Raw genomic sequence first — 21,577 nt, forward strand, 5'->3', positions numbered from 1 at the left:
GATCAGCGGATTGGTGTGCTGACCGCCCGTAACCGTCCCCTTGGGCCCGGGCTGCGGTCGCCGGGGTAGGGGGGCGGGGCTACGTTGGAGGGGTGGGGGATCTCCGCGGTGGAGGAGGCCCGGCATGGCGACACGGGTGCAGAGGGCGGCGGTCGGGGCGGCCGTGCTCGGGATGGTGATGGTGCCCCTCGGGGCCGGTGCCGGCAATGCCTGGGGTGGAGTCCCCGCGGTCGCGGTGGTCGCGGCGCCCGTTCAGGATGACGGGGAATTCGCGCAGCTCACGCCCGCCGTGGCACGGCAGTTGGACGATGCCGTGCGCAAGGTGATGACCGAGGCCAAGGTGCCCGGGGTGATGGTGAACCTGTCCGCGCCCGGGAAGGGCGAGTACGTGAAGGCCTTCGGGGTCGCCGACAAGGCGAGCGGTGCCCCCATGAAGACGGACATGCACATGCGGATCGGCAGCGTGACCAAGACCTTCACGGTGACCGCGCTGCTCCAGCTCGTCGACGAGGGCAAGGTCGGCCTGGACGACCCCATCGGCAAGTACATCGACGGGGTCCCGAACGGGGACCGGATCACGCTGCGCCAGCTCGCCGAGATGCGGAGCGGGCTGTTCAACTACTCCGCGGATCCCGGGTTCGACAAGGCCCTGTTCACCGACCCGGACCGGGTCTTCACCCCGCAGGAGCTGCTCGCGTACGCCTTCAAGCACCCTGTGCTGTTCGAGCCCGGCGCCAAGTTCCTGTACTGCAACACCAATCTCATCCTGCTCGGCCTGGTGGTGGAGAAGGAGAGCGGGCAGAAGCTCGCCGCCTACGTCAACGAGAAGGTCGTCAAGCCGGCCGGGCTCAAGAACACGCTCTTCCCCACGGGCGCGGAGTTCCCCGAGCCGCACGCCCACGGCTACACGAACCAGACGCTGACCGGGAAGGTCGAGGACGCGACCAACTGGAACCCGTCCTGGGGCTGGGCGGCAGGGGCGATGATCTCCACCCTCGATGATCTGCGGTCCTGGGCGAAGACCATGGCCACCGGGACGCTGCTGACGCCCGCCACCCAGGCCCAGCGGCTGAAGGTCATCGATGCCCTGCCGGGCGCCGGTTATGGTCTCGGCATCTTCGACACCCACGGCTGGACCGGGCACAACGGCTCGCTGCCGGGGTACGAGGCCGTGTCCGTCTACCTGCCGCAGGCGCAGGCCACGCTGGCCATCGTGCTGAACACCGACATCCTCGCCGAAGGCCAGGAGCCGAGCACGCTGTTCGCCGAGGCGATCACCAAGATCGTGACGCCGCAGAACGTCTACACGCTGCCGGCTCAGAACAAGTAGGAGGGCGCCGGCGGGGGTGTCCGTCCCTGTGCGCACAATGAGTTCGGCGCGCAGGGACGGACGAAGGGGATGGATGTGCAGCAGGGTTCGGGGATCGAGTTGCGGGTCGCGGGGCAGGCGGACGTCGAGGTGGCGGCCGGACTGTTCCGCGGGTACCTCGACTTCTACGAGGTGGAGGTGACCGATCCGGACCGGCCGCGCGCCTTCCTCGCCGAGCGGATCGCGAAGGACGAGTCGCTGGTCCTGCTCGCCGATGCGCCGGGCGTCGGAACGGTCGGATTCGCACAGGTGTACCGGGCGTTCTCCTCGCTCACCATGGACACCGCCTGGGTGCTCAACGACCTGTACGTGGCCCCGGAGGGCCGCCGCACCGGCGCAGGTCGGGCGCTGCTGCGCGAGGTGTTGCGCCGGGCGCGGGAGGCCGGGGTGGCCGGGGTGCAGCTGGAGACCGCCTACGACAACACGGTCGCGCAGGGGTTGTACGAGGCGGAGGGATTCGTACGCGAGGAGTTCCACGTCTACTTCCACGAACTCGGGTGAAACATTTCCGGGCCGCCGTCGCGTCCATGGGGTGGAGACTGCGCGAGGGGGAGCGGATGCGACAGGGTCGCAGGGACGGGTTCCGTGAGTTCGCGGCAGGCAGATCGGGGCATCTGTACCGGTCGGCCTGCCTGTTGGCGAGCGGGGACACCCACCTCGCGGAGGATTTGGTGCAGGAGACCCTGGGGCGGATGTACCTGCTCTGGGGGCGGATCTCCCGCATCGACAATCCGGCGGCGTACGCGCAGACGGTGCTGGTCCGGGCCTTCCTGACCCACCAGCGCCGGCGGTCGGCGGGCGAGCGCCCGGTCGGGGAGTTCCCCGATTCGGGTGCGGTGGCCGCCGGCTCCGGTGATCCGGCGTTGCGGCTGACGCTGCTGGAGGCGCTGGGGCGGCTCGCGCCGAAGGACAGGGCGGTGCTCGTGCTGCGCTACTGGGAGGACCGCAGCGTCGAGGAGACCGCCGACGCGATGAACACCAGCTCGGCGGCGGTCCGTACCCGGACCTCGCGGGCGCTCGGCCGACTCAGGGAGCAACTGGGCGGCAGCATCGCGGAGTTCGCGGGCCACTGAGGAGTGGGCGCGGCCCCCGGTCGGGCCGTGCCGGTGCGTTCCTTTCCCCACCCCTGAAACGGAAGGTTTGGTTCCCCATGCCCTTTGAAGATGAGCTCGGCGAAGCCCTGCGGCGTGCGGGGGACGGTTTCACGACCGACCGGCACGCCCTCGTGGAAGCCGGTGAGCGGCGCGGACGGCGGTTGGTGGCGCGCCGCCGGGCCGGCATGATCGGCGGATCGGTGCTGTCCCTGGCCCTGATCGGCGCGGCCGGCGCCTACACCGGCGGCCTGCTGGACGGACCCGGCTCGGACGGTGCGAGCCGCGTCGACGTCGCTGCGCCACCGGCGGCAACCGGCCGGCCCGGCCAGACCCGCGCCCCGGAGGGGAAGCGCCCCGGCGGCGGAACCGGCGCGGTCACCGGCGAACAGCTGCTCGCGGTGTTCAAGGAGCTGCTGCCGGGCGGGAAGCTGACCGACACCGAGGCGCGCGGCACGGACGATGCCCCGTTGGCGTACGGCGTGTACGACGACGGCGCCGGCAAGGCGGCCATCAGCCTCACCCTCTCCCGGGTGGACCCGAACGGCAGCAACGCCCGCCAGATGACCGACTGCGGGGACAAACACCTCCGGGAGTACGACGACTGCGAGGTGGAGCAGCTGCCGGACGGCTCCAAGGTGTTGGTCGAACAGGGCTACGAGTACCCGGACCGCCGCGTGGACACCAAGCTCTGGCGGGCCGTGCTCGTGACCCCGAAGGGCTTCCAGGTCGAGGTGTCGGAGTGGAACGCCCCGGCCGAGAAGGGTGCGGCGATTTCCCGGCCCAAGCCGCCCCTGACCCCCGCCCAGTTGAAGGCGCTGGTCACCTCGGAGAAGTGGAACCCCGCGCTGAACGACCTGCCTGCGGCCGAGCCGGAGCGGGCGGCCCAGACCCCGCCGGACACCGGCGGCCGCCCGGACGCCGCGACCGTCCTGCTGTCCCTGATCCGGAAGGACGCGATCTCGGTCGTCTCCAGGGGTGGCGAAGGGGACTACGCGTACGCCGTGCTCACCGACGGCAAGGGCGACTCCCTGGTCCAGGTCAACGCGCAGTCGAAGATGGGGGATTTGTTGGCCGATCACATGAACGGCCCCGGTGTGACGACGCTGCCGGACGGTACCAAGGTGAAGGTCGAGCAGAAGCCGGGCGAGAAGGGTGGCGCCGGGGTGGTCTGGTGGAGCGTGGACACCCTGCGTCCGGACGGCTTCCGGGTGGTGGTCTCCGCCTTCAACACCGGCAACCAGAACAAGCCCGCCACCCGCAAGACCCCGCTGCTGACCATGGACCAGCTGAAGGAGCTCGCCCTGAGCCCGAAGTGGAGCACCCCCTAGTTCACTTCGCGTCGGCGTAGCACTCCACCACCGCCGTCGTGAACGGGAACCGGACCGGGGTGTCGCCGAAGGTGATCCGCCCGGCCCGGTCCCCGGCGGCGCGGATCGCCTCGGCGACGGCCTCGGCCTCTTCGGCCGGGCAGTGCACGATCACCTCGTCGTGCTGGAAGAACACCAGCTCGGCGCGCATGCCGGCGAGTGCCTGCCGGAGGGCCGCGAGCAGCAGCAGGGCCCAGTCCGCGGCGCTGCCCTGCACGACGAAGTTACGGGTGAAACGGCCGCGGGCCCGGGTGTTGGTCGAGGCGTAGCTCGGGGTCCAGCCGTCGTCCTGGTCCTGCGGGATGCCGGCCTCGCCGTCCTCCGGGGCGCCGACCGGCGGCGGGCAGGTGCGGCCCAGCCAGGTCCGTACGAGCCGGCCCTCCTCGCCTGCCCGGGCCGCTTCGTCCACGTACGCCACGGCCCGGGGAAAGCGGCGGCGCAGGGCGGCCAGGTTCTTCAGGCCGTCCCCGGAGGTCTGCCCGTAGACCGCGCCGAGGACGGCGATCTTGGCCTTGTCCCGGTCGCCGGAGAAACCCTGACGGGAGACGGCGGTGTAGAGGTCCTCCGGCCGCCCGGCGACCTCCATGAAGGCGGGGTCGCGGGAGATCGTGGCGAGTACGCGCGGCTCCATCTGGTCGGCGTCGGCGACGACGAGCCGCCAGCCGGGATCGGCGACGACCGCCCGCCGGATCACCTTGGGGATCTGCAGGGCCCCGCCGCCGTTGGTGACCCAGCGGCCGGTGAGGGTGCCGCCGGGGATGAACTCCGGGCGGAAGCGGCCGTCGTGCACCCAGTCCGCGAGCCAGCTCCAGCCGTGGGCGGTGTAGATCCGATACAGCTTCTTGTACGCGAGGAGGGGCTCGACGGCGGGGTGGTCGAGCTCCTGGATCTCCCAGCGGCGGGTGGACTTCAGCTTGATCCCGGCCTCGGCGAACGCCTTGATGACGTCGGTCGGCAGCTCGGGACGCACCCGGCGGCCGAAGGCGGCGGAGATCCGGTCGGCCAGCTCGGCGAGCCGGCGGGGCTCGCCGCCGCCGGCGTAGCGCTCGCCGAGCAGCTCGGTCAGCAGGGCGCGGTGCACGTCGGCCCGCCAGGGCAGGCCCGCGTGGTGCATCTCGGCGGCGACGAGGAAGGCCGCGGACTCGGCGGCGGTGAGCAGCCGCATCCGGTCGGGGTGGGCAGTGGCGTCGATCCGTTTCGCCTGGTCGGCGTGGACGGCGAGCAGGGCGTCCAGGGGGACGGGGGCGGGGCGCGGATCGAAGAGGGAGTCCTGGGTGCCGGGCTCGGCGGCGCGCTGCGGTGGATCCGGCGGCACGGGGGCGTTGGTGAGCCGGGCCCAGGCGGCGGCGGCCGAGCGGGGCTCGCCGAAGCGGCCCTCGTGGCCGAGGAGGAGCAGCTCGGCGTCTTCGACGTCGTAGCAGCGGTCCACGCGGGTGCCTGCGGCGAGGAGGTGGGGGTAGACGGCGGCGGTGGACTGCCAGATCCAGCGGGTGCCGGGGGGTGCGGTGCGGATCGCCTCGGCGGGGTGCCGGACGGTGATCCGCCGCCCGCCGCCGGCGGGGTCTGCGGGCGCGGCCAGCCACGACCCGTCGCCGTCCTCGGCGAGAGCCCATCGACCTGCGGTTTCGCTCACGGGTGCGAGTGTCCCACCGCGGTCTGACAGTGCGGCGGCGCCGGGCCGTGGCGGGTGCGGGGCGCCGCCCGTGGCTTCCCCGCGGGTCCGCTGCCGGGGCTCCGTCCCGGACCCCGCGCCTCAAACGCCGGCGGGGCTGGTTTTGGCCGGCGTCGGCCTGCAAGTGCGCGCAGCGGAACCGGCCGGATTGCCCGCAGGGCTATTTCAGCCCCGCCGGGAGCCCCCGGCAGTGGCGCTGCACCCATGGGATCGGGCGGAGCGCAGCCACCGGCATGCCAAGCTGAAGGGGTGAGAGACCTTGCCGAGACCGTTGATCGGGCCTTTGCCGTGGCCCTGTACGCCCAGGACGATGCCGGCCTCGACACCGGGGCCTCCCTCCTGGCGGCGGCCCCGGCCGGCTGGGGCGGGGTCGGGCGGGAGTTGCTGGCGCGCGGGGAGGCGTACGTACGGCAGGCCTGGGAGCGGGGGTGGCAGCCGGCCGACGTGCTGCGGCTCGTGCGGCGGGATCTGGACGAGCGGCACGTACGGATAACCGGCGACCTGATAGCCGGGGAGGCGCGCCGCTACGCCCGGCTCCCCGAGCGGTGGACCGAGGCCGAGGTGTGGTGGTCGGGCGACGACGCGTACGCGCAGCAGCTCGCGGCGAGGGAGAAGGCCGACCGGTTCACCCTGGCGACCGCGCTGCTGGAGGTGTTGCGGCTGCTGATCCGGCTGCCCTCCATCGAACCGGTGGGCCCGCTTCCGGGCGACCCCCTGGACGAGCACGAACACGCGCACATCGAGCCCCGCATGCTCGGCCGGATCCGGGCCCTGCTCGCCAAGGCCGAGGCGACCACCTTCCCCGAGGAGGCGGAGGCGCTCAGCGCCAAGGCCCAGGAGCTGATGGCCCGGCACACCGTGGACGAGGCCCTGCTGGCCGCGCGCGGCGGTCGGCCGGCGCAGGTGCCGGGGGCCTGCCGGATCGGGGTCGAGCCGCCGTACGAGGAGGCCAAGGCGGTGCTGCTCGACGCGGTGGCCACGGCCAACCGCTGCCGGGCGGTGTGGAACAGCTCCTTCGAGTTCTCCACGGTGGTCGGCTTCGAGAGCGATCTGGAGGCGGTGGAGCTGCTGTACACCTCGCTGCTCGTCCAGGGCACGGCGGCGATGACCCGCGCGGAGGCCGCGCAGCGGGCCGGGGGACGCAAGCGGACCAAGACCTTCCGGCAGTCCTTCCTGCTCGCCTACGCCAGCCGCCTCGGCCGGCGCCTCGCGGAGACGGCCGAGCACACGGCGTGCGAGGCCTCCGACAACCTGCCGGCCCTCGTGGCCCGCGACGTCGCGGTCACCTCCCGGGCGGACGAGATGTTCCCGAAGACCACGACGACCCGGCTGCGCGGGGCCACCGACCATGCGGGCTGGGAGGACGGCACGGCTGCCGCCGATGCGGCCCACGTGGGGGGCCGCCGCAAGCCGCTCCCGCGGTAGCCGCGTCCAGCTCCGGGTGCGGCGCCGTTGCCGGGGCGCTGCCCCGGGCCCCGCGCCTCAAACGCCGGCGGGGCTGGATTTGGCTGATGCCGTCCGCCCGGAAGGGCTGGATTGCCCGCAGGGCAGCGGCGCCGCACGCGCAGAGCCTATCCAACCGGGGCAAAACGGTACGCTCGGCGCCATGAGCTGGTTCCGGGCGCTGAAGGACACCGCCCGGGCGGGCGTGACCGTCGAGCGGACCCGGCTGGAGCCGCTCGTCGCGCTGCGGGCCGCCGCGGGGCTCGCCATCGTCGTAGGGATCTCCCTCGCCCTGCTCGGGCCCGGGGCGGCGGCCGGCTCCGCCTTCGGTGCCTTCATGGCCGCCATCGCCACCTTTCAGCAGAGCTGGCGCCCGCGCCCCGTCCTCGCCCTCGCCTCCGGGCTGACCCTGGCCGTCTCCACCTTCGTCGGCTACCTCGTCGGCTCCTCGCACACCGCGCTGTTCCTCGCCCTGCTCGCCGTCTGGACCTTCGCCGCGGGCATGCTGTGGGCAGCCGGCCCCACCGCTGGGATGATCGCCTCCGGCAACGTCGCGATCATGCTGGTCACCGTCACGCTGCCGACCTCCGTGCCCCAGGCCGCCGGGCACGCCGCGATGATCGCCGCCGGCGGGATGGTCCAGGCGCTGCTCATCGTGCTCTTCCCGGTTCGCCGCTGGGGCGCCCAGCGCGACGCCCTGGCCGACGCTCTCGCCGCCGAGGCCGACTACGCCCGGCGCCTGCGCCAGGACCCCGTCACCCCCTTCGACCCGGCGCCCCTGATGCGGGCGCGGGCCGCCGCCACCGTCACCCCGCGCCAGGCCCGGCGGCGCCCCGCCGAGCTGCACGGGGCGCGGGGCCTCGCGGAGCGGATCCGGCCCGTGCTGGCCTCCCTGGCCGACCCGGCCGTCGGGGCCGCCGCCGAGGGCCCCGGGCGGGAGCGGGTGCGGGAACTGCTCGCCGCCGCCGGGGAGGTACTGGACGCCGCCGCGCTCGCGATCCGGCACGGGGAGCCGGTGGCGCTGCCCGCGCCCTCCCTCGCGATCCTCAAGTCCCCCGACACGGCCGACCTCCTGGCCGGGGCGCCGCTGCGGGCCGCGCGCCGACTCGCCGCGCTGCTGGACGACGTACTGGAGACGGCCGAGCCGGGATCGGGGCGCACGGCCGATCCCGGCGAGTCGATGCTGCGCCCCACCCTGCCGAGGCTGGCGCCGCTGGTGTTGAAGGCCGTACGGGCGCAGCTGCGCCCCGGGTCGCCGATCCTGCGGCACGCGCTGCGGGTCACCGCCGTGGCCTGCGCCGGCTATCTGATCGGGCACGCGCTGCCGTTCGGGCACGCCTACTGGGCCCCGATGGCCTCCGTCATGGTGATGCGGCCGGACTTCTCCCAGACGTACTCGCGGGCCGTGGCCCGCTTCGCCGGCACCCTCGTCGGGGTGGCCGTCGCGACCGGGATCGTGCAGCTCGTCCACCCCGGCATGTACCTCTCCGGCTTCCTCGCGGTGGTCAGCGCGGGCCTGATGTACGTCCTGATGCGCACCGGGTACGCCGTCGCGCAGGTGTTCGTCTCCGCCTACGTCGTCTTCCTGCTCGGCATGGGCGGGACCCGCTGGGACCAGACGGTGCCCGACCGGGTCGCCCTCACCCTGGTCGGCGGACTGCTCGCGATGATCGCCTACGCCGTCTACCCGGCCTGGGAGACCCCCAGATTGCGCACCCGCCTCGCCGACTGGATCGCCGCCGGCGGGCGGTACGCGGCCGCCGTGCTCGGCCAGTACGCCGATCCGGCCGGGGCGCGGCGCACCGATGTGCGCGAGGCCCTGCTGGCGGCCCGTGACGCCCGGGTCGCCTGGCAGGAGGCGGTGGACCGGGCGGCGGGGGAGCCGGTGCGCCACCGGGGGCTGTCCCGGGCGGCCGCCGACGGGGCGGGCGACGCCCTGGCGGCGCTGGGCCGCCACGCCATGCTCCTGGAGGCCCACTTCCCGGACCGGTCGCACGATCCGGTGCCGGGCGCGGCCGCCCTGGCGGAGGCGGTGCGCAGCGACACCGAGGCGGGCGCCCGGGAGGTGCGCGAGCGGCGCGTGCCGTGCTGGGACGGGGTCAGGACGGTGCTGGCGGACTGGGACGCGCCCGAGTCGGGGGTGCTGCGCGGGGCCGCCGAACAGCTCCTGGAGTCACTGGACGAGGTGTCCGAGGCCCTGCGCCCGTAGGGGTCGTCTTGCGGGGTGCCCAGGGGATGTCGTGTCTGTGATCAAGGGACCACACTCCGCCTGCACGTGCATCTGCCCATGCAGGCGCTTATGAACACAGCTATGATCCGGTGCAGTTGACATCTGCACTATCGGGGGCTTCCTGTGGACCACGCGTACAACGGGATGGCAGCTGCAGAACTCGCTACCACGTTCGGGCTGACCTGGCAGAAGAGCAGACACAGCAACTCGCAGGGTTCCTGCGTGGAGTTCGCGAAGCTGCCGGACGGCGATGTCGCCGTCCGCAATTCGCGTTTCCCGGACGGTCCGGCGCTCGTCTACACGCCGGCCGAGATAGAGGCCCTGCTCCTGGGCGTCAAGGACGGCGAGTTCGATCACCTGATCAGCTGACAGGGCTGTGGCAGGTCTGGCGGAACAGAGCGTTCATCGAGCCACTATCAAGCCATGCACGTGCACTGGCCGGGACTGATCGCAATGATCAATCCCGGCCAGTCCGCGTTAGTGGGTGTCTCGGGTGTCAGCCGCCGGCTCAGTCGTGGAGCAGAAACAGCGCCCAGACCACCTTGCCGGTCAGCCGTCCCGCGAGCGGGTGCCAGCCCCAGCTGTCGCTGTACGCGTCCACGAGGAACAGCCCCCGCCCGGACTCCAGGTCGCAGTTCTCCTCCGCCCGCTCCGGCGAGAAGGCCCCGCCGGGCCGGTCCTCGCTGGGGTCGCGCACCGCGCACACCAGGCGGGTGCTCCAACGCATCAGGTGCAGTCGTACGGACGGCTCCGACTCGGTGGCCGGCCCCCGCGCATCGTCCGGCAGGGCATGGCGCAGCGCGTTGGTGACGAGTTCGGAGACGACGAGGGCCACATCGTCGAAGCGCTCGTCGAGACCCCACTGGGCCAGTGTCGAGCGAGTGAACGAACGTGCCCCGCGCACCGCGTCGAAGCGGGCGGGCAGGGCACATGAAGCGGACCCGGAGACAGCCGTGGGGTCGACCGGGGGAAGCCCCTGCCGTAACGGCTCGAGCATGGTCGATCCATTCGTCCCCATGCGAGGCACTCCCGGGATTCGCGGGCGAAGCGGCGGCTTCGTCCAAAGAGAACTGCGGGGTGGGTCCGGCGCCGGCGCGAAGAGCACGCAGGTGCGCGGGGACCATCGTTCCGAATGGCGGAGCCGGATGCAAGGGCAGATGCACGTGCACGCGCCGGACCTGTCCGCTCCCGTGACGGTTCTTGCTCATTTCTTCCTACGCATACTTACGGACTTCTTTTGCCGGCGGCGGGATTCCGTTACAGAACGAGTACGGGCCGATGCGTTTTGGTGGCAGACTCTGGGCCTTGGGGTGCGGGGGCCCCCTCGACGCGCACGCATGTCAATTTGCGATGGGGAGGGCAGTACTAGTGACCGCAGAAGCCAGCGGTTCCGTGGTGCGCCGCATCCTCCTGGGCTCCCAGCTCAGGCGACTCCGTGAATCCCGCGGCATCACCCGCGAGGCGGCCGGCTACTCGATCCGCGCATCCGAATCGAAGATCAGCCGCTTGGAGTTGGGAAGGGTGAGCTTCAAGGCCAGAGACGTGGAGGACCTCCTCACGCTCTACGGAGTCATGGACACCGCCGAACGCGAGTCCCTGCTGGGGCTGGTGCGCGAAGCCAACGCGACGGGCTGGTGGCACAGTTACGGCGACGTGCTGCCCGGGTGGTTCCAGACGTACATCGGCCTGGAGGGCGCGGCGTCGCTCATCAGGATCTACGAAGTCCAGTTCGTGCACGGCCTGTTGCAGACCGAGGCCTACGCGCACGCCGTCGTCAGCCGCGGCATGCCCGGCGCGACCCCCGCCGAGATCGACCGCCGCGTCGCGCTGCGCCTGGAACGGCAGAAGGTCCTCGTCTCCGAGAGCGCCCCGGTCTTCCACGCCGTCCTCGACGAGGCCGCGCTGCGCCGCCCGTACGGCGACCGCGACGTCATGCGCGGGCAGCTGGAACACCTCATCGAGGTATCCCAGCGGCCCAACGTCCAGCTCCAGGTGATGCCCTTCTCCTTCGGCGGGCACGCGGGCGAGAGCGGAGCCTTCACCCTGCTGCGCTTCCCCGAGTCCGACCTCCAGGACATCGTCTATCTGGAACAGCTCACCAGCGCCCTCTACCTCGACAAAGAAGAGGAAGTGGGGCAGTACGAGCGGGCGATGACGCGGCTCCAGCAGGACTGCCCGGACCCGGACCGGACCCGGGATCTTCTTCGCGGCCTGCTCCAACTGTCTTGATTCGCACGTACTATGACGCCTGATCAGTGCATGACGACCGATCGGTCTCCGGTGCAGCGCACGGGTGCGCGTTCGCAGTAAGGGATGGCATGTCGATATTCAGCGAACTCGCTCACCAGTACATCGACGGTGAATGGCTGGCCGGCACCGGTTCCTGGGACATCATCGACGTCAACCCCTACAACGGGGAGAAGCTCGCCGCCATCACCGTGGCCACGGTCGAGCAGGTGGACCAGGCCTACCGCGGCGCCGAGCGCGCCCAGCGCGAGTGGGCCGCCACCAGCCCCTACAGCAGACGCGAGGTCCTCGAACGCGCCCTGCGGATCACCGAGGAGCGCGAGAAGGAGATCGTCGAGGCGATGATCGACGAGCTCGGCGGGACCCGTCCCAAGGCCGAGTACGAGGTCTACCTCGCCAAGGAGTTCATCCGCGAGGCCATCCAGCTCGCAGTCCGCCCCGAGGGCCGCATCCTGGCCTCGCCGGTCGAGGGCAAGGAGAACCGGGTCCAGCGCCTGCCCGTCGGCGTCGTCACCGTGATCAGCCCCTTCAACTTCCCCTTCCTGGTCACCTTGAAGTCGGTCGCCCCCGCGCTCGCGCTGGGCAACGCGGTCGTCATCAAGCCGAACCAGAACGCGCCCGTCGTCGGCGGCGGGGTCATCGCCAAGATCTTCGAGGAGGCGGGGCTCCCGGCCGGCCTGCTGAACGTCCTGGTCACCGACATAGCCGAGATAGGCGACGCGCTCCTGACCCACCCCGTCCCCAAGGTGATCTCCTTCGCGGGATCCGACCGGGTCGGCCGGCACGTCGGCGCGGTCGCCGCCCGCCACTTCAAGCGGACGGTCCTTGAGCTCAGCGGCAACAGCGCGCTCGTCGTCCTCGACGACGCCGACCTCGACTACGCGGTGGACGCGGCCGTCTTCAGCCGCTTCGTCTACCAGGGCCAGGTCTGTATGGCCGCCAACCGGATCCTCGTCGACGCGGCCGTCGCGGAGGAGTTCACCGAGAAGTTCACCGCCCGTGTCCGCTCCCTGAAGACCGGCGACCCGCACGAGCCCGACACCCACATCGGCCCGCTGATCAACTCCTTCCAGGCCGGCGCCCTCACCGCGCTCGTGGACCGCGCGATCGAATCCGGCGCGCGGGCCCTCGTACGGGGCTCCACGCGCGGCAACCTGGTCGAGCCGACGGTCCTCGCCGGCCTCCCCGAGGACTCCCCGCTGCTGAGCCAGGAGATCTTCGGCCCGGTGGCCCTGCTCGTGGTCTTCGACGGCGAGGACGAGGCCGTACGGCTGACCAACGCGACCCCGTACGGACTGAGCGGCGCCGTGCACACCCGGGACGTGGAACGCGGCGTCCGCTTCGCCCAGCGGATCGAGACGGGGATGATCCACGTCAACGACTCCACCATCGGCGACGAGCCCCTCGCGGCCTTCGGCGGCGAGAAGGCCTCGGGCCTGGGCCGACTGAACGGCGAGGCCACCGTCGAAGCGTTCACCACGCAGAAGTGGATCTCGGTCCAGCACGGCCGCAGCCGGTTCCCGTTCTGACCCCCGACTGGTCTTAGACTCGACCGGGCGTACGCGGTGCCGCCCGGGGGAGATCGAGTTGAGCAACATACCGGAGACCGGCCGGACCCCTCGGGTCCAGAACCGGCTCGTCGTCATCCAGATCGTCGTCTTCTCGCTGCTCCTCACCCTGGGTGGACGCCTCTGGTACCTGCAGATACGCAATGGCCAGGAGTACACGGACGAGGCGAAGAACAACCACGTCCAGCAGGTGGTCCAGCCCGCCGTGCGCGGCTCCATCCTCGACTCGCGCGGGGTCCCGCTCGCCGACAACGCGACCCACCTCGTGGTCTCCGCCAGCCGCACCGAGCTGCTGACCATGAAGGACAAGGGCAAGGAAGTCCTCACCCGGCTCGCCGGGGTCCTCGGCATGGACCCGCAGGAGACCATCGACAAGGTGCGGCTCTGCGACGCCAAGACCAAGCAGCCCTGCTGGAACGGATCTCCGTACCAGCCGATCCCCGTCACCGACGAGGCCACCACCGAGCAGGCCCTGCAGATCCGCGAGCACCCCGAGGACTTCCCCGGGATCACCGCCGAGCCCACCGCCCTGCGGCGCTACGCGGCACCGGACGAGGCCAACACCTCCCAGGTGCTCGGCTACCTCTCCCCGGTCACCGACGAGGAGATCGCCAAGGCGAAGAACTCGGACTCCCCCTACCTGCGCTCCGACCAGGTCGGCCGCTCCGGCCTGGAGCGCACGTACGACAAGGAGCTGCGCGGCAAGGCCGGCATCACCCGCTACGAGGTGGACAACCTCGGCCGGGTCATCGGCCAGGGGCAGACCGACCCGGCGCAGCCCGGCTCGAACATCGTGACCTCGATCGACTCCCGGGTGCAGGCGGTCGCGGAGCGCGAGCTGAACAACGCGATGGTCGAGGCCCGCAAGGTCAACGACAGGAACACCGGCCGCAACTACGAGGCGGACTCGGGCTCCGTCGTGGTCATGGAGACCAAGACCGGCCGCGTCGTGGCGATGGCCTCGAACCCGACCTACGACCCGAACGCCTGGGTGGGCGGCATCTCCGCGAAGGACTACGCCAAGCTCACCGACAAGGAGTCGAACTATCCGCTGCTGAACCGGGCCATCCAGGCCCAGGCGGCGCCCGGCTCCATCTTCAAGGTGGTCTCCTCGACGGCCGCCGTGAACGCGGGGTACCCGTTCAACTCCCGCTACCCCTGCCCCAGCTCGTACTCGGTCGGCAGCCAGACGTTCACCAACTTCGAGTCCCAGGGCCACGGCGACATCACCCTCGGCCGGGCCCTGGAGGTCTCCTGCGACACCGTGTACTACCTGCTCGCCGACCAGGAGTGGAAGAAGGACGGCGGGATCAACCCGAAGAAGAACCCGAACGACTGGTTCTTCAAGACCGCCCACGAGTTCGGGCTGGGGCAGCGCACGGGCATCGACCTGCCGAACGAGGTCCCCGGCCGGATCCCCGACCGCAAGTGGAAGCAGGACTTCTTCGAGGCCAACAAGGCCGCCTGGTGCCGGGACGGGAAGAAGAACGGCACCTTCGCCGAGAAGATCGCGTACGAGAACTGCCGCCAGGGCAATCAGATGCGCGAGGGCGACGCCATCAACTACTCGATCGGCCAGGGCGACACCCTGGTCACACCGATCCAGATGGCCTCCGTCTACGCGGCCATCGCCAACGGCGGCACGCTCCACCACCCCAGCGTCGGCAAGGCGGTCGTCAGTGCCGACGGGAAGTCGGTGCAGGAGATCGCACCGAAGGTGCAGGGCAAGCTCCCGATGAACGCCAAGACCCGGGACGACATCGACGAGGCCCTCGCCGGCGTGGCCACCAACGGCAGCGCCGCCTGGCGCTTCGGCGGCTGGCCGCAGAAGCAGATCCCGATGCACGCCAAGACCGGCACCGCCGAGGTCCAGGGCAAGCAGACCACCTCCTGGTTCGCCTCGTACACCGAGGACTACGCGATCGTCATGACGATCTCCCAGGGCGGCACCGGCTCGGGGGCGTCCGGGCCGGCGGTCCGCAAGATCTACGAGGCGATGTACGGGCTCGACCCGACCGGCAAGCAGGATCTGACCAAGGCGCTGCTGCCGCAGCCCGCCACCGCGCTGCCGGTGATCCGCCCGGACGGAGAGATTTCGGCCAACTGAAAGCCGGTCGGCGATTGCGGACAGAACCTGACCGCATTGCTCCGTAGCGTGTGGGGTGTCAGGAAGAAGCACCCGGGAAGCCGGGAAGCCGGGAACACCCCACACGCAGAAGGCGGTTGGTCATGGCTCAGATCTCCACCGAGGTTGTCGGCGACGAGCGCGGCACGCTCCTCGCCTTCGTCGAGGCCCAGCGCACGGCGATTCGCGAAACCCTCCTCGGAATGACCGAGGAGCAGGCCGCGAGCCGCCCCAGCGCCAGCGAGCTCACCCTGTCCGGGCTGCTCAAGCACGTGGCCGAGGTCGAGCTGACGTGGCTGCGGCTGGCCCAGCAGCAGCCCAACGAGCGGCAGCGCTCGCGGGAGACCTGGAACGAGATGTTCCGCCTGGTCGACGGTGAGTCCATCCCCGACGTCCTGGCCTTCTGGGACCGGGTCCGGCAGGAGACCGAGACCTTCATCGCCGCCGTCCCGAGCCTGGACGACACCTTCCCGCTCCCCGAGGCACCCTGGTTCCCCAAGGACGGCAAGGTCTCCATGCGCTGGATGCTCCTGCACCTGATGGAGGAGTTCGCCCGGCACGCCGGCCACGCGGACATCGTCCGCGAGTCCATCGACGGAACCAAGGCCATGGGTTAGGCCATGCACTGGGACTTGCACCTCACGTGGCGTGAGGACCCACAGTGAAGGGCGTACCCAACCAGGAGGAGGGAAGAAGATGGGCTACTCCGTGGGCCAGGTCGCCGGATTCGCCGGAGTCACGGTGCGCACCCTGCACCACTACGACGAGATCGGTCTGCTCTCCCCGAGCGGCCGCAGCCACGCGGGTCACCGGCGGTACGACGACGCCGACCTGGACCGGTTGCAGCGGATCCTGTTCTACCGGGAGCTCGGCTTCCCCCTCGACGAGGTCGCGGTCCTGCTGGACGACCCGGAATCGGATCCGCGGGAGCATCTGCGCCGGCAGCACGCCCTGCTGACCGACCGGATCGCCCGGCTCCAGCAGATGGCCAAGGCCGTTGAGCACGCCATGGAGGCGAAGAAGATGGGCATCAACCTCACGCCCGAGGAGCGGTTCGAGGTCTTCGGTGACAAGGATCCCGAGCAGTACGCGGAGGAGGCGGAGCGGCGCTGGGGCGGCACCGAGGCCTACGCGGAGTCGCAGCGGCGGGTCGCCACCTACACCAAGGACGACTGGAAGCGCATCCAGGACCAGGGCGCCGACTGGGGCGCCCGGTACGCGGCCCTGATGGAGGCCGGTGAGCCCGCCGACGGCGAGGCGGCCATGGACATGGCCGAGGAGCACCGCCGGCACATCGTGGAGTGGTACTACGACTGCACGTACGAGATCCACACCGGCCTCGGCGAGATGTACGTCGCGGACGAGCGGTTCAAGGAGTTCTACGACTCCATGAAGCCCGGTCTCGCCGAGCACCTGCGGGACGCGATCCTGGCGAACGCGGTACGCAAGGTGTAAATGCGCAAGCGGAGGCGAATCGTCACGCACCCGACCCCCTCCCGGCTCTGGAACCGGGAGGGGGTCGTGTGCGTTGATAATTGAGACCGCCCGCCCCGCAGCACGCCCCCGCATCCAGGAGAGTCCGGAACCCGTGTACCAGCTTGCGCTCATGCCACAGTGGCTGTCCCCGGACTACCTGATTTCGCATTTCGGACTGATCGGCATCCTGGTCATCGTCTTCGCGGAATCGGGACTCTTCGCGTTCCTGCCGGGCGACTCCCTGCTGTTCACGGCGGGTCTCCTCGTCGCGAACGGCGAGTACATCAAGCAGCCGCTGTGGCTGGTCTGCACCCTGATCGTGGCCGCCGCGATCATCGGTGACCAGGTCGGCTACATGATCGGCAAGTTCTTCGGCCCGAAGCTCTTCAACCGGCCGCAGTCGAAGCTCTTCAAGCGGGAGAACCTCGACAAGGCGCACGAGTTCATGGACAAGCACGGCCCGAAGGCCATCGTGCTCGCCCGCTTCGTGCCGATCATCCGCACCTTCGCGCCGATGGTCGCGGGCGCCGGCTCGATGAAGTACCGCACCTTCCTCACGTACAACGTCATCGGCGGCATCGGCTGGGGCGCGGGCATCACGATCGCGGGCTACTGGCTCGGCCAGATCGAGTTCATCAAGACCAACATCGAGGCGATCCTCGTCCTGATCGTCCTGATCTCCCTGATCCCGGTGATCTTCGAGGTCCTCAAGGCCCGCAAGGAGGCCAGGGCCGGCGGTGAGGCAGGTGCCGACGAGGCGTCCGCCCCGGGCGAGCGCCGCCGCCACGCCAAGCGCTGATTCAGCCCCGCCGGCGTTTGAGGCGCGGGGTACGGGGCGGAGCCCCGGATCTCTGAGCCGCGCGCAGCAGATCGCACCGGCCGCCACGTACGCCCCCGCAGGCCCGCCAGAGCCTGCGGGGGCGTACGTGCATCCGTACGGGCCTCAGAAGCCCCGGGTCCGCTTCGCCGCCGCACGGCGCTTGGCCGCGCCCGGGATGCGCATGAACAGCCGGGAGGTCTCCGAGCCCAGGTTGACCCCGATCGCGATGGCCAGGGCGATGGCCGCGGCGTTCACCAGCGAGCCCAGCCCCTCGTTCAGCCGGTCCTCCGCGATCAGCAGCAGCCCGTAGTACGTGGCCGAGCCGGGCAGCAGCGGGCCGATCGCGGCCGTCACGTACGGCAGGGCGGACGCGAAGCGGTAGCGGGAGAAGAGCTGTCCGAAGAGGCCGACCAGCCCGGCCGCGACGCAGGTGGACGGCACGGGCGGGATGCCTCCGGCGTAGTGCAGGGCCCCGAAGGTCACCCACGCCACCCCGCCGTTCAGCGTCACGATCCACACGGTGGAGCGCTCCTGCTGGAGCAGGATCGCGAAGGTGAAGACCAGCACCATCGAGGCCGCGATCTGGACGGGCGGCCGCTGGGTGATCTGGAGGACCTCCTCCGGCTTGGGGGAGGCCCCGAGCTGGAGGCCCAGGTAGAGCACGACCAGGACGCCCATGATGATGCCGATGAAGAGGTACATGACCTCCAGCAGCCGGGCGGACGCGGTGATGTAGTAGCCGGTCAGCCCGTCCTGCACGGCCGCGACCAGAGCCCGCCCCGGCAGCAGCGCGAACAGCCCGCCGGTGATCACGGCGGAGGCCTTGATGTCCTGGATCTCGGCGAGCTTGAGCGCCACCCCGAACGCGGCGGGCGGCATCGCGGCCACCACGAACTGGTAGAACTCCGGCAGCCCGCGACCGGCGCACAGCCACGCCAGCCGGTCGCCGAGCACGGCGCCGAGCGCGGCGGCGAAGAAGACCAGCACCCCGCCGCCGACGAGCGTGGAGGCGGCCCCGGCGAGCAGCCCGGCGGCGGCCGTGAGCACCCAGGTGGGGTACGGGTGCCGGTTGCGGCGGATCACGGCGAGGCGCCGGTAGGCCTCCTCCAGGGAGACGTCGATCTCGTGGGCGCTGATGTCGTCCACGAGCCGGTACACGGCCGCCAGGCGGGTGTAGTCGGTGCCCCGGCGGCGTACGGTCCGGTTCGCCGAGACGGGGTGGTCCACCAGGGACGGCTGGTGGGTGATCGACAGCATGGTGAACGTGACGGTGGGCTCGCAGCGGTCCAGCCCGTAGGAGCGGGCCACCGCGAACATCGCGGCCTCCACGTCCTCGGAACCCTCACCGCCCGCGAGCAGCAGCTCCCCGATGCGCAGCGTCAGGTCGAGCACGCGGCCCACGGCGGGCCCGGCCTCGCTCGGCCGCTGCACGAGGTCGGGTACGGGGCGCACGTCGACCGGCATGCGCAGCATCGTGCGCATGCGGTCCTGCCAGGGGGACTCCTTCATGCGCGCTACGGGGAAGCCCTGGCCGGGGGTGTAGGCGGGCGGGGAGTGCGCGGCGCTGTAGGTCGCCGGGGTCGCGAAGGCCGAGCCCTCGGGCTCGGGCTGCACCGGCTCCGTGCCCGGCGGAAGGGCGAACTCCGAGGTGGGCTGATCGTCCTCGGAGACCTCCGGCTGCATCCCCGGTGGCGGCGTGAAAGCGCTGTGCGCCTCGTCGGACTGGGGCTTGCGGTCCTCCACCCCATCGGCTTCCGCCACGCGCCCTCCAGTCCGTGATCACCTGCCGTATCAGTATGCGGAACCGTTTCCTCCCCGGCCAAGCCAGGCCGCGGGCGCCGGTGCGGGACAGCCTCTGGGGCTCCGCCCCAGACCCCGCGCCTCAAGCGCCGGCGAGGCTGGATCTTTCAGCCCGTCCGGCGTTGAGGACCGGGGCCGGGCGGCAGCCCGGCTACGGCGGAACGCGCCGGCGGGCGGCACCCCGCAAGGGGGTACCGCCCGCCGGCGATGTATGGATGGCGGGGGCTCCGCCGGGACCCTGCGGCTGGCGCAGCGTCAGTGGTGGCCGCCGGAGGCTTCCAGGCGCTTGTACGAGGCCTCGATCTCGGCCTCGGCCTCGGCGCGGCCGACCCAGTTCGCGCCCTCGACCGACTTGCCCGGCTCCAGGTCCTTGTAGACCTCGAAGAAGTGCTGGATCTCCAGGCGGTCGAACTCGGACACGTGGTGGATGTCGCGCAGGTGCTCGACACGCGGGTCGGAGGCCGGCACGCACAGCAGCTTGTCGTCGCCGCCCGCCTCGTCCGTCATGCGGAACATGCCGATGGCGCGGCACTTGATCAGGCAGCCCGGGAAGGTCGGCTCGTCAAGGATGACCAGGGCGTCCAGCGGGTCGCCGTCCTCGCCCAGGGTGTTCTCGACGAAGCCGTAGTCGGCCGGGTAGCTGGTCGAGGTGAAGAGGCGACGGTCCAGACGGATCCGGCCGGTCTCGTGGTCCACCTCGTACTTGTTCCGCGAACCCTTGGGGATCTCGATGGTGACGTCGAACTCCACGTCCTGCTCCTCCATGATCAGCTTCAGCAGACCGAATTGCTTCGAGACGGCATTTGATTGAACTGCGTGCGCGTCCGGCCCAGCCCAGTCGGGTGGGGTGCCATGCTCGCGGCAAGACGCAGTGGTTAAGTGTCCCTCACGCATATGTGTGATCGCGAAAGGGGCTGGTCCGAGGTGCCATTGGTCAAGACGTGGCAGCTCATCGCGGGGTCCGCCGTCGCCGGCCTCGCCCTGTCCGGGGCTTTGGTGGCCTCCGCCGGTCCCTGGGACTCCGGCCAGCGTAAGGCCGAGCGGGACAGGGCCGCCTCCTGGAGCCGTACGGGTGGCGCAGATCACGGCGCCGGCCACGGCTCCGGGGCGCTCCCGAAGGCCGCGCCCAGCGCGCCCGGGGTGCTCCCGGGGGTCGGATCGGCCCGGACGCAGCAGACCGCTCCCGACGGGCTCGCCGCCGCGCTCAAGCCGCTGCTCGCCGACCCGGCCCTCGGCACCGTCCGGACCGCCTCCGTCGTCGACACCGCCACCGGGCAGGTGCTCTACGAGTCCGGGGCGCGCGAGGCGATGACCCCGGCCTCCACCATCAAGATCGCCACCGCCGCCGCGGCCCTGGCCGCCCTCGGGCCCGATCACCAGATCCGGACCACCGTCACCCCCGGCGCCGCCCCTGGCCAGATCGTCCTCGTCGGCGGCGGCGACCCCTCCCTCACCGCCAAGAAGAAGAGCCCCGCCGGACCCGGCGGCAACCTCGTCGCCCTCGCCGGCGACACCGCGGTGGCCCTCAAGGCCGCCGGCACCTACACCGTGACCCTGGGCTACGACGACAGCCTCTACACCGGCCCCGCCCGCCACCCGATCGGCGCCAACCCCAACCTCGCCCTCGTGACCTCCCTCGCGGCCGACGAGGGCCGCCCCGACAACTCCACCTCCGGGCCCGTGGAACGCGTCGAGGACCCCGCCAAGGAGGCCGCCCGCGCCTTCGCCGCCCTGCTGGCGGAAAACGGCGTCAAGGTCACCGGCGCCCCCACCAAGGCCAAGGCGGCGGCCGGCGGCCGGCCACTGGCCGTCACCCTCTCCACGCCCGTCTCCGGGCTCGTCGAGCGGATGCTGACCAACAGCGACAACGACATCGCCGAGGCCCTCGCCCGCCAGACCGCCCTCGCCTCCGGGCAGCCCGCGAGCTTCGAGGGCGCCGAAAAGGCCGTCGCCGCCAAACTCGCCGCCCTCGGCGTGGACGTCGGCGGCTCCCGCTTCGCCGACGGCAGCGGCCTCAACCGCGCCGACAAGGTCAGCGCCGGCCTGCTGACCGGACTCCTCGCCAAGGCCGCCGACCCCCGGCACCCGGAGCTGCGGCCGGTCCTCACCGGACTGCCCGTCGCCGGATTCACCGGCACCCTGCGCGCCCGCAACTCCGGCAGCTCCCCGGCGGCCGGCCTGCTCCGCGCCAAGACGGGCACCCTGAGCGGCGTGAACTCCCTCTCCGGCACCGTCGTCGACCGCTCCGGCCGGCTCCTCGCCTTCGCGTTCCTGACCGCGAACACCCCCGGCCCGGAAGGCGCCGAGAAGGCCCTCGACAAACTGGCCGCCGCAGTCGCGGCCGCACCGTAGGGGTCCGCCGAACG

General features: G+C 71.4%; 17 protein-coding genes and 1 pseudogene. 14 read left to right on the forward strand and 4 right to left on the reverse strand.

The annotated features are described in order from the left end of the window. The first annotated feature begins 124 nt into the window (after positions 1–124). The 4 genes from ACFV9H_RS19875 to ACFV9H_RS19890 all read left to right on the forward strand — a co-directional run bounded on the left by ACFV9H_RS19875 (position 125) and on the right by ACFV9H_RS19890 (position 3,791). Positions 125–1,330, forward strand: coding sequence for a serine hydrolase domain-containing protein (locus tag ACFV9H_RS19875; protein ID WP_385399780.1), 1,206 nt, complete (start codon positions 125–127; stop codon positions 1,328–1,330). Positions 1,331–1,399: 69 nt separating this feature from the next. Further along, on the forward strand, positions 1,400–1,870 hold the full coding sequence (locus ACFV9H_RS19880) for a GNAT family N-acetyltransferase (protein ID WP_385399783.1): 471 nt from the start codon (positions 1,400–1,402) through the stop codon (positions 1,868–1,870). Positions 1,871–1,926: 56 nt separating this feature from the next. Beyond that, positions 1,927–2,442, forward strand: a complete 516-nt coding sequence (locus tag ACFV9H_RS19885; RefSeq protein ID WP_385399786.1) for a SigE family RNA polymerase sigma factor — start codon at positions 1,927–1,929, stop codon at positions 2,440–2,442. Between the two features lie 77 nt (positions 2,443–2,519). Next, a complete protein-coding gene (locus ACFV9H_RS19890) occupies positions 2,520–3,791 on the forward strand; it encodes a hypothetical protein (RefSeq protein ID WP_385399789.1) in 1,272 nt (423 codons plus the stop codon). Between the two features lies 1 nt (position 3,792). Here the strand turns inward: ACFV9H_RS19890 and ACFV9H_RS19895 are convergent, their stop codons facing one another. Beyond that, positions 3,793–5,463: a bifunctional 3'-5' exonuclease/DNA polymerase gene (locus tag ACFV9H_RS19895; RefSeq protein WP_385399791.1), complete on the reverse strand. Its 1,671-nt coding sequence runs from the start codon at positions 5,461–5,463 to the stop codon at positions 3,793–3,795. Between the two features lie 243 nt (positions 5,464–5,706). On the opposite strand from ACFV9H_RS19895, the gene ACFV9H_RS19900 reads away from it, so the two are divergent. From ACFV9H_RS19900 to ACFV9H_RS19910, 3 genes are all read left to right on the forward strand, one after another. Further along, positions 5,707–6,927 carry a DUF2786 domain-containing protein gene (locus ACFV9H_RS19900; RefSeq protein ID WP_385399794.1) on the forward strand — a complete coding sequence of 407 codons (1,221 nt, stop codon included), beginning with the start codon at positions 5,707–5,709 and terminating at the stop codon, positions 6,925–6,927. A 181-nt stretch (positions 6,928–7,108) separates the two neighbouring features. After that, positions 7,109–9,154, forward strand: a complete 2,046-nt coding sequence (locus ACFV9H_RS19905) for an FUSC family protein (RefSeq protein WP_385399797.1) — start codon at positions 7,109–7,111, stop codon at positions 9,152–9,154. 144 nt (positions 9,155–9,298) lie between these two features. Then, entirely contained in the window at positions 9,299–9,544 is a 246-nt protein-coding gene (locus ACFV9H_RS19910; RefSeq protein ID WP_385399799.1) for a DUF397 domain-containing protein, read from the forward strand. 139 nt (positions 9,545–9,683) lie between these two features. Here the strand turns inward: ACFV9H_RS19910 and ACFV9H_RS19915 are convergent, their stop codons facing one another. Beyond that, entirely contained in the window at positions 9,684–10,193 is a 510-nt protein-coding gene (locus tag ACFV9H_RS19915; RefSeq protein WP_385399801.1) for an ATP-binding protein, read from the reverse strand. Between the two features lie 332 nt (positions 10,194–10,525). Here ACFV9H_RS19915 and ACFV9H_RS19920 point away from each other — a divergent pair, with 332 nt between their 5' ends. The 6 genes and pseudogenes from ACFV9H_RS19920 (at position 10,526) to ACFV9H_RS19945 (ending at position 17,390) form a co-directional block, all read left to right on the forward strand. Beyond that, positions 10,526–11,404, forward strand: coding sequence for a helix-turn-helix domain-containing protein (locus ACFV9H_RS19920; protein ID WP_385399804.1), 879 nt, complete (start codon positions 10,526–10,528; stop codon positions 11,402–11,404). A gap of 89 nt (positions 11,405–11,493) precedes the next feature. After that, positions 11,494–12,951 carry an aldehyde dehydrogenase family protein gene (locus ACFV9H_RS19925; RefSeq protein WP_385399806.1) on the forward strand — a complete coding sequence of 486 codons (1,458 nt, stop codon included), beginning with the start codon at positions 11,494–11,496 and terminating at the stop codon, positions 12,949–12,951. Positions 12,952–13,009: 58 nt separating this feature from the next. Further along, a pseudogene (gene mrdA / locus ACFV9H_RS19930) lies at positions 13,010–15,091 on the forward strand (penicillin-binding protein 2); the annotation flags it as partial. Between the two features lie 128 nt (positions 15,092–15,219). After that, the gene (locus ACFV9H_RS19935) at positions 15,220–15,732 is read left to right on the forward strand and encodes a DinB family protein (RefSeq protein ID WP_385399809.1); all 513 of its coding nucleotides are present in this window, start codon (positions 15,220–15,222) and stop codon (positions 15,730–15,732) included. Positions 15,733–15,811: 79 nt separating this feature from the next. After that, the gene (locus tag ACFV9H_RS19940) at positions 15,812–16,570 is read left to right on the forward strand and encodes a MerR family transcriptional regulator (RefSeq protein WP_385399811.1); all 759 of its coding nucleotides are present in this window, start codon (positions 15,812–15,814) and stop codon (positions 16,568–16,570) included. Positions 16,571–16,721: 151 nt separating this feature from the next. Beyond that, on the forward strand, positions 16,722–17,390 hold the full coding sequence (locus ACFV9H_RS19945) for a VTT domain-containing protein (protein WP_385399813.1): 669 nt from the start codon (positions 16,722–16,724) through the stop codon (positions 17,388–17,390). A 144-nt stretch (positions 17,391–17,534) separates the two neighbouring features. Here the strand turns inward: ACFV9H_RS19945 and ACFV9H_RS19950 are convergent, their stop codons facing one another. Together ACFV9H_RS19950 and ACFV9H_RS19955 are read right to left on the reverse strand one after the other, a co-directional pair. Next, positions 17,535–19,172, reverse strand: a complete 1,638-nt coding sequence (locus tag ACFV9H_RS19950; protein WP_385399816.1) for a threonine/serine exporter ThrE family protein — start codon at positions 19,170–19,172, stop codon at positions 17,535–17,537. Positions 19,173–19,466: 294 nt separating this feature from the next. Next, a complete protein-coding gene (locus tag ACFV9H_RS19955; protein WP_243629059.1) occupies positions 19,467–19,961 on the reverse strand; it encodes an inorganic diphosphatase in 495 nt (164 codons plus the stop codon). Positions 19,962–20,105: 144 nt separating this feature from the next. Between ACFV9H_RS19955 and dacB the strand changes: the two genes are divergently transcribed. Further along, positions 20,106–21,563 carry a D-alanyl-D-alanine carboxypeptidase/D-alanyl-D-alanine-endopeptidase gene (dacB, locus tag ACFV9H_RS19960; protein WP_385399818.1) on the forward strand — a complete coding sequence of 486 codons (1,458 nt, stop codon included), beginning with the start codon at positions 20,106–20,108 and terminating at the stop codon, positions 21,561–21,563. The last annotated feature ends 14 nt before the right edge of the window (positions 21,564–21,577 follow it).

This window comes from Streptomyces sp. NPDC059874 (assembly GCF_042731135.1).
GTDB lineage: Bacteria > Actinomycetota > Actinomycetes > Streptomycetales > Streptomycetaceae > Streptomyces.